The organism is Criblamydia sequanensis CRIB-18 (assembly GCF_000750955.1).
In the GTDB taxonomy this organism is placed as follows: Bacteria; Chlamydiota; Chlamydiia; order Chlamydiales; family Criblamydiaceae; genus Criblamydia; species Criblamydia sequanensis.
Genome location: NZ_CCEJ010000003.1, coordinates 566266 through 578504, shown reverse-complemented (window position 1 = coordinate 578504; position 12239 = coordinate 566266). Strand labels below are relative to the sequence as shown.

The following is a 12239-nucleotide window of genomic DNA, read 5'->3' as shown; positions in this document are numbered from 1 at the left end:
TAGCTATGACTACAACTTGTGCAAAGGAACTTTCTCTAGAAACCATTTGGAAAGAAGTTAAGCCATTTATAGACATCAAATATGAGAAGACAGCAGATGGCATAGCCAAAATTACAATCAATAGACCGGAAGTCAGAAATGCTTTTCGCCCTGAAACCGTCATAGAAATGCAAGAAGCGTTTGAAATGGCAAGACAAGATTCAGAAGTTGGCGTAGTTATTTTGACAGGACAAGGTAAAGAAGCTTTTTGTTCGGGCGGCGACCAAAGAATTAGGGGAGATGAAGGGTATGTGGGCGGAGATGGCGTGCCGAGATTAAATGTACTAGACCTCCAAAAGCAGATTCGCTCCCTTCCAAAGCCGGTAATTGCCATGGTTTCCGGCTATGCAATTGGCGGCGGACATGTTCTTCATGTTGTTTGCGATCTAACCATTGCCTCTGAAAACGCGATTTTTGGACAAGTGGGTCCTAAAGTCGGTTCTTTTGATGGGGGTCTTGGATCCAGCTATCTCTCACGAATTGTAGGTCAAAAAAAAGCAAGGGAAATTTGGTTTCTTTGTAAGCAATATGACGCTCAAGAAGCCTTAGAAATGGGGCTTGTCAATAAAGTGGTTCCTTATGAACTTTTGGAAGAGGAAACTCTTTCTTGGTGCCATCAAATGCTTAAGCATTCTCCCTTGGCTCTAAGATGCTTAAAAGCAAGTCTTAATGCGGATTGCGATGGACAAATCGGGCTCTTGGATTTAGCCGGAAACGCGACTCTTCTCTACTACATGACAGAAGAAGCAAAAGAAGGCAAAAATGCCTTTTTAGAAAAAAGGAAAGCTGACTTTTCAAACTTCAAAAGACTGCCTTAATTAAGGAAATCTTAGGAATATGAAAGAAGCGCTCTCTTTTAATTTAACGGAAATAATACCTTGGATTTATGTATTAAGGCCTAAAACGCTATTAGCTTCTTTCCCCCCGATTTTTATTGCCGGTTCGTATTCTTTTTTTAAAAGAGGGGAGTTTGAATATTTAACAATAGGCCTCTCTCTTACTGTACTGCTCTTATTTCACTTGGCAGTAAACGTCATTAATGATGCCATAGATTTCAAAAAGGGAGGAGACACAAGCTTAAGGCTTGGCCCTCTTAGAATGACTGCGAGTGGTCTATTGGATTCAAAAGTTGTTCTGCAAGCAGGAATTCTACTTATTGCCCTTGCGATCATTTTTTCTTTTCCTTTGATTTTAAAAGGGGGATGGGTAGTTGGCTTTTCCGTCTTTATAGCAGCTTTGGCAACCTATGCCTATACCGGCGGTCCGTATCCCTTAGCCTATATCGGACTTGGAGAGTTATTTGTTTTATTATTTTTTGGTTTCTTGGCAACCATGCTTCCTTTTTTTATTATTGAAAAAACAATCAATCTTGATATTTTTTTAGCCTCTTTTCAAACCGGTCTTTTATCGGTAAGCATTATCATGGTAAATAACCTTCGTGACATTGAAGAGGATAGTTTGACGGGGAAAAAAACTTTGGCTGTCCGTTTAGGAAAAAACCTCTATAGAAGCCTCTTAGGGGTTTGTTTATTTTTACCTTTTTTACTAAATAGCTACTGGTTAAGCAAGCCTTTGATGCTTGGCCCGATCTTTTCATTTATTGCTTTTCCGATGGCTTGTTTTATATTGATGGGCGTTTATACCAATAAACCATCCCAAATTTACAATAAATATCTGGCTTTAGCAGCACTTAGCAATTTTCTATTTGGTTTTGGTTTGTCAATTGGTTTCATACTGGAAAAATAGGAAAGCTTTTTTTATATAATTATCAGACTTTGAGGGGATTAAAACAGCCTTGAAAAAAGCTCTCAAAGGTTTCTTACACCAATAGGCTCGTTTTTATTCTAAATAATAATTCTTCGGAGTATTTAAAAGTTAAAAACGATTTTTTTTTACCAGTGACTACTTTTAATAATTTTTACAATTGACCTTGAATGGATTGTTCTATGAATATTGATTGGACCTCCGATGAAAATTATATCTTTTCTAATAACCGTTTAAAAAATAAAGAATTAATAGATCACGCCTTATCAAGTGCTGCCAATTTAAAAGGACATATCTGGGTTGCGACTTCAGGTACAACGTTAATGGGTTCGAAGAGTAAATGGGTAGCTCTTTCTAAAAAAGCTTTATTAGCCTCAGCCGCTTCTGTCAATAATCACTTAGAGTGCGTTCCGGAAGACAAATGGCTTTTAGCGCTCCCCACTTTCCATGTAGGAGGCCTTTCCATTTATGCGAGAAGTCAATTATTAGGGTGCGAAGTTATAAACCTTCAAAAATGGCAAGAAAAATGGAGCCCTGAAATATTTGTTCAAGCTCTGAAGGAATCTAAAGCTACTCTGTCTGCGCTTGTTCCAACGCAGCTTTATGATCTTGTTCGACTTAATTTAAGCCCGAACAAGGAATTAAGAGCTATTGTAATAGGAGGTGCAAGCTTAAACCGGCATCTCTATAAGGAAGCTAGGAATCTTGGATGGAATCTCCTTCCAAGTTATGGCCTTACTGAATGTTCATCTCAAGTGGCTACAGCTGAACTTAAGTCTCTTTCCCAAAATAGTTTTCCCAAATTAAAATTACTAGACCATGTTGAGGTACAGGTGAATGCTCTAGGCTGTATCACCCTTAAGAGCCCTTCTTTATTTACCGTGCTAGCTACCTTATGCGAAAAAGAAGTTATATTAAGCGATCCAAAAGATGAGGGTGTTTACACTACCGAAGATCAAGGCGTTATCCAGGGGAGATATTTACAAGTTAAGGGAAGAGCCGGGGATGTCGTTAAGATATCCGGCGAGAATGTGGATATGTCAAAGCTTCAACATGTCCTAGATTCTTTAAAACTTGAGATGAAAATTAAAGGAGAGCATGTGCTTGCTGCTATTCCGGATGATCGACTTGGGGCCAGCATTTGTCTTGTTTCAACGACTTTTTCGAAAGAAGAAGCGCTCTTTTTAAAACAGGCTTTCAATGAACTTGTCATGCCTTTTGAGAGAATCAGAGAAGAAAAGAAAATCCGTCAAATTCCAAGAAATCCTCTTGGAAAAGTCCTCCAAGCATCGCTTTTAAAAATGCTTATTTGCCAGCTTGTCTAATTATAAAGCTGATTTTGACAATCAGGGTTATAAAGGAACTTTGCCTATGATTGAGACCGAACTTACAAAGGGCCTTTTCTTAGGATCTGCGGCATGGCCTCCATTAGGTCCATGCCCATAGGTTGGAGGACGGTAAATCGAATTGATATTTCCGGCGTCTTTAAAAGATGCTTTTTTTAACAGATCATCCCTTACAAAAAATAAATTGACTCCATTATTATTAGCATAAACCAAGGTGTATCCTTTTTTCTTGGCAAGTCTTGTTAAAGATAAAATACTGGCGCCAAAGTAATTGGTCCCATCCCATCTACCATTTGCATTATAGACTACAATTTTATCTTCGTTAGGGAGGTGGGTGGAATTGTATTCAATGACGACGACTCTTGGTCTATAATCTCTAAGAGCATTCCAAACGTAAAAATCGTTATAATCAATATCGATGGATAGTAAATCAAATTCGGAGGGGACTTTATACTTAGCAAAAAGGTTTGCGATATTCTCTCTTGTAATGAATTCTTTTTTTAGATTTATGGCCGGGTTGGCATAACCACCATCCATTAAAAGGCCTTTCCAATTCTTTTTTTCTCTAAGATACCGGGTGTTGCACTCTAAGCCATTTTCAACCCCGAATTCGACATAATAACAATTACTGACCCCGATTTCGTTAAATATTTTTTCAATAACCCCATCTTCACCATTTTGACTAAAGACTTTTTTTTCAAATTTAGATAAGTCGATTGATTCTATAGCTTGGGTAGAAATAGGGTTAAAAATAAATAAACTCAAAATAAGAAGTAAATACATAACGAGCATTCCTTTTAGTGCAAAACCAAAAGGAAGTTTTGTAAGTTATTTTTTTATTTTAATCAAAGGGAACTTTCGGTCTCTTATTCATCAGTTTTTTGAGCTGTGATCAAAGTGGCTATTCCAAAGTTTAATTTTTTAATTTTTATTTGCTGAAACCCAGCCTCCTGCATTTTATTTTTAATTTCAAGAGGTGGAACAAATTGATGAATGCTTTCACAAAGGTATTGATAGGCTTTTTTGTTTTCAGTGATAAATTTTCCAATAATGGGTAGCAAACCTTTTAAATAAAGATGATGTCCAAATTTAAGAAGACGGTTATCAGGCTTTGTTAGTTCAAGTATTGCTATTTTCCCTCCGGGCGCTAAAACACGATAAGCTTCTCTGATAGCAAGTTCAGGCGCTTTTACATTTCTAATCCCGTAAGCCATGGAAATTAAGTCAATAGATTTCGAATCAAGGGGAAGTTTTTGTGCGTCCGCCACTAAATATTCAATATTTTTTGGCATTTCAGGTTTATTAAATTTTGCTTCCGCAATATCGAGCATTTCTTTGCAAAAGTCTAAAAGAATTATTTTTTTGGAATCCGGATTGCTTTGGACAAAACGGAGTGCAATCTCACCTGTGCCGGAGCAGAGATCAAGATAAGTTTTTCTTTTTTGCGAAGAAAGTTCTTTAACTAATTTCTTATTCCAAAAATGATGCAGGCCAAAAGAGAGTATGGCATTTGCTTTATCGTATTTATTTGCGATATTTCCAAATAGATATTGAATCGATTCAGGTTTAGTTTTTGAATAATCCATAATTACTTCTCTTTATTTTCATTTTCTATTTCTTCGTCGAGCTCATCTTCAATAGGAGTTATCAAATTTTCTTCATTCTCTTCATCTTTTGTTTCCTCGCCTCTATCACAAAGAACACAATGAGATGCGCTTCCACAATTGTTGTTACGATTCTTGGTAGGATCGCGTCCGCATGAACCCGGTTTAATTTTAAGTTTGCCGGTAAGAAGTAGGCTTATGCCAATTAAGGCTAAAGCGATTAAAAATAAAATAAAAGCAACGCCAAGTGTTTGTAAAAAGTTATCCAAAGGAATCCTCCGCATCTTTATTACCTTGAAAAGCAGGACTATATCATAAAAAAAAATTCAAAGAAAAATTAAAAATTTGTTGAGGTTCACAAAAATCAAATGTCTTCTTAAAAATCGAAATCTCGAAAGAATCTATTTATATAAATTAACGAAAAATGATTAAGATAAGAAAAAGTGAAATAGGGACTTAACTTTGATGTCTTTTGTAAAATTGGGTGAACTAGAATTTACAGAAACAAAGCCGGTATCTCAAATTACTCAAATTAACGATTTGAGTTTAGAGAATTTTTTGATTACGGAATCTTTTTATTTTATTCTTTCTGCTTTAGCAATTTTTATGGCCTATCGCTTCGGTTTCTTTAGCTACCCAAAAACGAATTCTAATCCCAAAACAAAGCTCTGGCAAGTAGCTCTTGCGTTTTTAAGTGTTCTTTTGCCAACCCTTGTAATCCCGACTATATTGCATTCTGTATCCTTCAATAATATAGCTTTTCAGTCCAGTTTGTTTTGGGCAGTGGGTTTATGTCAAATAGCTGCAGCTCTTATTTTAGCTTATACCTATATTTACCAACCTGATTCTGCTACGAGTAAGCTCAAAAGCTTTGCTTTGGGTTTTTTGACATGGCTGCTAGTTTTTCCTCAATTTCTCTTTGTCGTTCTTTTATTTTCAGAACTCATTCGATTAACCTTTCCCTCTTATCATTTTATCGAGCAAAGCCCCGTTAAGCAGCTATTATCAGTAAAAGACAATCCGATGGCTTTTTATGGAGTCATTTTCACAATTGTTATTGGAGCGCCAATTGTTGAAGAAGTTTTGTTTCGGGGGTTTTTACAAAATTGGTTTAGATCCAGGCTTACAAAATTTCCGGCCATAGCTTTGACCTCTCTCATTTTCGCTTTTTTACATGTAACAGAAGAGCAGCAATCGACAAATTATGTTTTAGTTCCGGCCCTCTTCTTGCTTTCCTGTTATTTGGGTCATTTGTATGAAAGGGAAAAAACACTTCTTGCATCGATTGGTCTTCATATGGCGTTTAACACTATCAGTTTATTGTTTATATTATCTCAACTTTCAGGAACTTAGACCGTGAAATAAGACGCCTCCAAAGCGGCATTCCTTTTGTCTTTTAAATCGACTAGATCCAAAGAAAACTCTTTTTTTAGGTAAAAATATTTTTTAATAAAAGCATCTTTTCTCTAGGTGGAATTGGAAAAAAAATTATTGAAAATGAAGGTTTATAAAAATCTAGATTTGAATTAAAAAAACTGTTACTCTTTTAGTTACTGTTTAGCTCATAAGTTCAGCACTCTTATGGAACAAAAGTTAATGCCTTTCAAAATACAGGTATACGGTCTCTCTGATATTGGATTGCAGAGAGAGAACAATGAAGATGTTTGGGCAGAACTCCCGGAAGAACATCTTTACGTGCTTGCTGATGGGATGGGTGGCCACCAAGCAGGCGAAGTGGCCTCTTCTGAAGCGGTATCCTGTTTTTGCGAATTGATGCGGAAAGTTCTAGCAAAAGAAAATCGAATTCTGAATCTAAAAGAAATGCGTTTTGCCATTAAAAGCGGCATCGAACTTGTCAACCAAATCATCTATGAAATGGGAAGAGGTGATGAAATTCTTCTCGGAATGGGAACCACTCTATGTTGTTTACATTTTCATGAAGAGGGAATCATTTACGCGCATGTTGGAGACAGTCGGATTTACCGCTTAAGAAATGATAAGCTGAGTCAGCTGACTAAAGATCATTCCCTTTTAAGAGAACTTGTAGATAAAGGATCCATTAGCGAATCGGATTCAAAAGAATTTGCCTATAGGAATATCATTACTAAAGCAGTTGGAACAGAGCCTTATGTCACTCCAACTGTTCAAACTACTGATTACCGAAATGATGATCTTTACTTAATGTGTTCAGATGGGTTGACAGATCTCATTTCAAAGCATGAAATCGAAACGGTTTTAAAAGAAAATGCTGATCTTAAAAACTGCGCAGAAGTTTTAGTGCAAGCGGCTAAAGATAAAGGCGGTTTTGATAATATTACGGTCGTCCTTTTAAAACTTACTACTTAATTTCAGAATAGAACCATAAAATGAAGAGAATCTATTTAGATAATAATGCCAGTACTTTTATTGATCCTAAAGTTTTAGAGGTTTTAAAACAGGAACTAGAAGTCTCTCAAGGTAATCCTTCCAGCACCCACTTTTTTGGACAGGAATTAAAGAAAAAGCTTGCAAATGCTCGTTCAACAATTGCATCCGCCTTTAACATAAAACCAAGCGAAATCTATTTTACGTCCGGCGCTACCGAATCTGCCAATTTGATAATTAGAGGACTTTTAGATCTTTCTAAACCGATTCATGCCGTTACAACAAGTATTGAACATGACGCTGTCTACAAAACCTTTAAGGATCTTGAAAAAAAAGGTTTGAAGGTTAGCTATGTAAAGCCTGAAAAATCAGGGTCGGTTTCATTAGAAGCCATTAAAAGAGAAGTTAATCCGAACACTGCTCTGATTGCAGTCATGGCAGCTAATAATGAAACCGGTGTTATCAACCCTATTCAATCAATTGCTGAATTTTCAGAAAGTCTTAAAATACCTTTTTTTGTAGACGCTACACAAATTATTGGCAAAGCTGCTTTTACCCTTCATGAGGGGATAACAGCTTTTTGTATGAGCGGACATAAGATTCATGGCCCTAAAGGAATCGGAATGGCTTTTATCCGAAAAAAAACGCCCTTTTCCCCTTTGATTGCCGGAGGGGAGCAAGAATTCGGTAAAAGGGGAGGAACGGAAAATTCTGCTGCCATCGTGGCATTAGCCGCAGCTTTTACAAGGTTGCATGAATCAGAGGGTGCTATAGATCGCATGAGTTATTTAAGGGATCTATTCGAAAAAGAAATTCTTCATCGGTTAAAAGAAGTTTATATAAATGGCGGGAATCCACGTATTTGCAATACCTCCAATCTTTGCTTCAAAGGGGTTGATGGAGAAGCGCTTCTTACAAGCCTTGATCTTCAAGGGATTGCTGCAAGCCATGGATCTGCTTGCTCATCGGGTGCTTTAAAGCCTTCTAGGATTTTACTTGAAATGGGTTTAGAGGAAAAAATGGCAAGGTCATCGCTGCGATTTTCACTTAGTCGATTTACAGAAGAGAGTGAGATTAGAGAAGCGATTCAGATCATTTGTACGCTTGTTGAAAATTTTCGATCTTTCAGCAAGTCCTAAATTTCTTTCAGGTTTTATCGCGGCCAGCTAGTGATGGAAACAGATTTTATTTCTAAAAAACTAGCTTCTTTAACCATCAAATCGACGTTGCCAATACTTACTTTATCACCGACTTCAGCCGGGTGGCTTAAGTTTTCCTTGATTAAATCGGAAAGTGTCAAATCCTCTTCACCGGCAAGTAAAATGCCATACTTTCTTTTAAATTCACCGACCGTATAATTACCCGGGAACGTTTTGTCTTGTAGAAAGAGATTCATGTTGCTTTTCTCTTCAGGACTTCTTTCGGACTGTCCAAAGATTTCTTTCAGCAAAGAATCCAAAGTAGTAATACCGACGGCTATCCCTCTATCATTTAAAATAACAGCAATATTTTCCTGGCTTCTTTTGAATTGCTTGAGCACGTCAGTAAGCCTGCTGTTTTCAGTGATAAACCAAGGCGCCCTAGTATAATCTCTAATTCGTTTAGCTTCACTCGCGCGGATTAAATCCCTTGGCTTTGCGATTCCTATAATATTTTCTTTTCGATCATGATAAACCGCTATATATGCCAGATCATTCTTTTTTATTAAATTGACTGTTTGGGCAATCGTGGCATTTGAAGGAAGGCTTGGTATGGATTGAATGGGAGTCATTATATCTTTAACGAGTTTCTTTCTAAGTCTGAAGATATTGGAGGATATAACATTAATGTCCTCATGGTCACTTTCATGCGGGGTTTCCTCATCTTGCTCTTCCAGGATTTTTTGAAGTTCTTCCTGGCTTAGGAAAAGCCCGTCTTCCTCCATTTTTTTGCTTCCCATCAGCTTATTGGCAAATTTTGAAATAACGCTTAATATGTAGATCAAAGGGGATAATAATTTGGATGAAAAATAGATGATCGGGATTCCTGACATAGCAACAGTTTCAGGGTAGTGCCTTGCTGCAAACATGGGAGCTAATTCTCCAAAAATAATGACTAGCAACACCTGGGAAAGAGGGCTCCAATTGGGATTTATGCCAAGCGCTTCATGAAACTCCCTTGCGCATTCTGAACCTACAAACATTGAAACATTAACGCCTATTAACGTAGTACAGAATAATTTAGAAGGATTTTGTAAAAGCTCGCTAAGCCACTTAGCGCGGAGCAAGCCTTTGCTAACATAAAAGTGAAGCCTGACTTTATTGAAAGAGACAGCCGCCATTTCAAACATAGAGAAAAAGGCTAAGCTGATAATCGTTAAAAAGTTGGCCAAAAGCCAAAAAATAGCGCTAGAGCTCATGGTTTGCTTTTAACTGACCTTTTTTATGACGGATGTAAATTTTCTTTATTTTATGAGGTTCACTTGAAAGGACCTTGAACAGATAGCATTCTGTTTCAATTTGTGAGCCGACTCTTGGGATTTCACCAATTTTTGCCATAAGCCATCCTCCGACAGTCACCATATTTTGCGGATTAGGCAATGGATCCTCGAAAATATCAATAAGTTCTACAATATCCATTTTACCGGAAGCTATGATTTCATTTTGACTCTGTTTCGTGTAATTAACTTCCGCATCTCTAAGATCCGATATATCCCCAACGACAACTTCTGCTATATCTTCATCTGTGATAATCCCGCTAATTGAGCCATATTCATCCACTACAATGGCAAAATGCTTCCCGGTGCTTTCAAATTTTTTAAGTAAAATTCTAGCGGAGATAGTTTCCGGAATGAAAAAAGGCTTTTCAGCAAATTTGTGTAAATCGTCAGGTTGATTAATTTTTTGTCTATTAATAAAAAACTGTTTAGCTGAAATAATCCCAACTACTTCATCCAGCTGTTTCTCGCAAATGGGAACTCTAGAACATTCTTGATCAACAAAAAGATAAACCAATTTAGAGAGAGGTTCATTAACACTATAATATAAAATATCCTCTTTAGGCCGCATCACTTCTCTTACAGTCTTATTTTGTAAATTGAGATAGCCTAGCGCTAGATCTGCTTCTTCCTCTGTTAGAACACCGGACTCTTTTGAGGCTTCAAGCGCATGAATGAGCTCTTCTTGAGAAATGGATTCGCCTTTTCTTAAATAAAAGAAAAAAGTCTGGGAGACAAATTGGGTTAAAAAGACCACCCCTTTTCTAATAGGATCTAAAGCTTTTTGGAGCCAATAAATACTTGGCGCTACTTTCTGTGAAAGGCTAATATTATTTTGTAAACCGTAGTTTTTTGGAATAATCTCCCCGAAAATAAGGGTTAATAGAAGGGGAAAGCCAACTTTTAAAGCCCATCCTGAAAAGTTTTGAAACATGGAAGAGAAAGTGTTCTGAAGGAGTATATTTACAACTGTATTCATGATAAATACAGTAACTAATAAATCCCTCGACCTATGGATAAGTTTAGCGATAAGATGTTTTCGATTATCGCGGCTTTTTTGAAAAACCTTTACTTGCGGAGGCGATAAAGAAAAGAGAGCGACTTCTGATGAAGAAAAATAGGCGGAGAGCCCAAGTAATATAATTGATAGAAAGGGGAGAATTATTTCCATTTATCGATTTATTCCGAGTCCTCGTTAATAATTAATTTGGTATAGCCGATCGGCACCATGCCAAGCTTGTTGATTAATGCAAATTCAATTGATGCAAAATCATCTAGACTTTCCAATTTGCATTCAAGAATTTGCTTTGTTTTTTCTTGTTTTTCAATATCTTCTTCAATGGATTGAAGTTGAGTTGAAAAAGCTTTGAGATCATTTTTTATGGCGTGGCTTTCGGTTTCATAAAGAAAAAAAGCGATAACGAGAAAGACTGCAAGCCAAAAATTATTTAAAAAAAACTTTTCTAATTTTTTCATAATATAATGAATCTGCCTTGTTTCAAAGCGTATCGTCTTCCTTTTGTTAAAACTATAATAAATATTCTAAATTTAAAAAAAATCAAATAAAAGACTTCTCTATTGTTAGATCATGCCTCACTGAAAAACCCTAGTCTGATTTCGCTTTTAGAATAACTCGTGGAACCATTTAAAAAAAAAACAAACTCAACTCTTTAGAAAATCGAACTTTCAAAATTGGAGGAATAATAATTTTTTTTTATCAAGATTAAGAAATTCAAAGAGTTTGAGGTTTCCTAAAAAAAAAATTATAATTTTTTCTTGCATCATATCTCAAACTTAATGTAAAACTTGCCCTACAAGAGATGTGAGGTCATTTAAAGAAAAGTTTAGAACCTCATTTGTTTTTGAAAAAAAAGCAAAAAAGACAGAAAAAAATCTAAACGACATTAGCAAAACCGGGACTTATGAAAAAATTTTCATTTTTATTGCTTTTTTACCTTTCTGCTTACCAATCAGCTTTATCCGCTCATTGCCAAATGCCTTGCGGGATTTATCATGACGATATGGTTTATGATATGATCGATCAATATGTGGAAACGATGCATAAAGCAATAACTGAGCTGAATACTATTAAACTTGATACCGCTTTCGATAAAAATCAATATATCCGTTGGATCATTCAAAAAGATAAGCAATCCGACGACGCTGCAAACTTGATCACCACCTATTTTTTACAGCAAAAAATAAAGCCTGGCGATGAAGATACACCAAAAAAATTAGCTTCGGCCCACAAACTTCTTTTTATGATGGTCGCTATTAAACAAAATTGCGATGTCAAATTAGTGCATCAGTTCATGGAAGAATGGGACAAATTCAAGCTTATGTTCCATAGGGAAGGCTATGAGTGTAAAATTGAACAGATTAAGCTTAAGAAGTGGAAAGAAGAATCAGAGCGGCTAAAAAAACAAGAAGCAATGGAAAATAGCAAAAAACCAGAGAAAAAGCCCATTGCTTCAGAGAAATAATTAAAGACTACACATCTTTTGCGGGAAACGGGGAAGACACATTACTTTTTTTCTTAAACGTCCTTTTTTTAAAGACTCAAAACACCCCGTTTCCCGCGAAGGACTCTGTAAATTGCGAATTTGTAACAATTTTTTTCGGAAGCGGGAAATCAAAGAATTTATA

13 protein-coding genes are annotated in these 12239 nt (G+C 36.4%); 7 read left to right on the top strand and 6 right to left on the bottom strand.

Annotated elements, in window-relative coordinates; genetic code table 11:
- Window positions 1–5: 5 nt before the first annotated feature.
- The 3 genes from menB (at window position 6) to CSEC_RS04305 (ending at window position 3128) form a co-directional block, all read left to right on the top strand.
- Window positions 6–857, top strand: a complete 852-nt coding sequence (menB, locus tag CSEC_RS04315; RefSeq protein WP_041017122.1) for a 1,4-dihydroxy-2-naphthoyl-CoA synthase — start codon at window positions 6–8, stop codon at window positions 855–857.
- 19 nt (window positions 858–876) lie between these two features.
- Window positions 877–1785, top strand: coding sequence for a 1,4-dihydroxy-2-naphthoate octaprenyltransferase (menA, locus tag CSEC_RS04310; protein ID WP_041017121.1), 909 nt, complete (start codon window positions 877–879; stop codon window positions 1783–1785).
- 200 nt (window positions 1786–1985) lie between these two features.
- Window positions 1986–3128: an AMP-binding protein gene (locus CSEC_RS04305; protein WP_041017120.1), complete on the top strand. Its 1143-nt coding sequence runs from the start codon at window positions 1986–1988 to the stop codon at window positions 3126–3128.
- A gap of 27 nt (window positions 3129–3155) precedes the next feature.
- On the opposite strand, the gene CSEC_RS04300 is transcribed toward CSEC_RS04305, so the two are convergent.
- The 3 genes from CSEC_RS04300 to CSEC_RS04290 all read right to left on the bottom strand — a co-directional run bounded on the left by CSEC_RS04300 (window position 3156) and on the right by CSEC_RS04290 (window position 5037).
- A complete protein-coding gene (locus CSEC_RS04300) occupies window positions 3156–3932 on the bottom strand; it encodes a hypothetical protein (RefSeq protein ID WP_053331765.1) in 777 nt (258 codons plus the stop codon).
- Window positions 3933–4015: 83 nt separating this feature from the next.
- Window positions 4016–4735 (bottom strand): bifunctional demethylmenaquinone methyltransferase/2-methoxy-6-polyprenyl-1,4-benzoquinol methylase UbiE, encoded by a 720-nt coding sequence (gene ubiE, locus CSEC_RS04295; RefSeq protein WP_041017119.1) that lies wholly within the window; start codon window positions 4733–4735, stop codon window positions 4016–4018.
- Window positions 4736–4737: 2 nt separating this feature from the next.
- Complete coding sequence (locus CSEC_RS04290; protein ID WP_202593682.1) at window positions 4738–5037, bottom strand: hypothetical protein; 300 nt, start codon at window positions 5035–5037, stop codon at window positions 4738–4740.
- A gap of 181 nt (window positions 5038–5218) precedes the next feature.
- Here CSEC_RS04290 and CSEC_RS04285 point away from each other — a divergent pair, with 181 nt between their 5' ends.
- The 3 genes from CSEC_RS04285 (at window position 5219) to CSEC_RS04275 (ending at window position 8256) form a co-directional block, all read left to right on the top strand.
- Window positions 5219–6106 carry a CPBP family intramembrane glutamic endopeptidase gene (locus CSEC_RS04285; protein WP_041017118.1) on the top strand — a complete coding sequence of 296 codons (888 nt, stop codon included), beginning with the start codon at window positions 5219–5221 and terminating at the stop codon, window positions 6104–6106.
- A 228-nt stretch (window positions 6107–6334) separates the two neighbouring features.
- Window positions 6335–7099: a Stp1/IreP family PP2C-type Ser/Thr phosphatase gene (locus CSEC_RS04280; RefSeq protein ID WP_053331764.1), complete on the top strand. Its 765-nt coding sequence runs from the start codon at window positions 6335–6337 to the stop codon at window positions 7097–7099.
- 20 nt (window positions 7100–7119) lie between these two features.
- Window positions 7120–8256 (top strand): cysteine desulfurase family protein, encoded by a 1137-nt coding sequence (locus CSEC_RS04275; RefSeq protein WP_041017116.1) that lies wholly within the window; start codon window positions 7120–7122, stop codon window positions 8254–8256.
- Between the two features lie 14 nt (window positions 8257–8270).
- Here the strand turns inward: CSEC_RS04275 and CSEC_RS04270 are convergent, their stop codons facing one another.
- Genes CSEC_RS04270 through CSEC_RS04260 form a run of 3 tightly spaced genes read right to left on the bottom strand, consistent with a single transcriptional unit; the run spans window position 8271 to window position 11069 of the window.
- The gene (locus tag CSEC_RS04270) at window positions 8271–9515 is read right to left on the bottom strand and encodes a hemolysin family protein (protein ID WP_041017115.1); all 1245 of its coding nucleotides are present in this window, start codon (window positions 9513–9515) and stop codon (window positions 8271–8273) included.
- Entirely contained in the window at window positions 9505–10764 is a 1260-nt protein-coding gene (locus CSEC_RS04265) for a hemolysin family protein (protein ID WP_041017114.1), read from the bottom strand. Before CSEC_RS04265 ends, CSEC_RS04270 begins: the two co-directional genes overlap by 11 nt.
- 8 nt (window positions 10765–10772) lie before the next feature.
- Window positions 10773–11069: a hypothetical protein gene (locus CSEC_RS04260; protein ID WP_041017113.1), complete on the bottom strand. Its 297-nt coding sequence runs from the start codon at window positions 11067–11069 to the stop codon at window positions 10773–10775.
- A gap of 446 nt (window positions 11070–11515) precedes the next feature.
- On the opposite strand from CSEC_RS04260, the gene CSEC_RS04255 reads away from it, so the two are divergent.
- On the top strand, window positions 11516–12076 hold the full coding sequence (locus CSEC_RS04255; protein WP_053331763.1) for a superoxide dismutase [Ni]: 561 nt from the start codon (window positions 11516–11518) through the stop codon (window positions 12074–12076).
- Window positions 12077–12239: the final 163 nt, after the last annotated feature.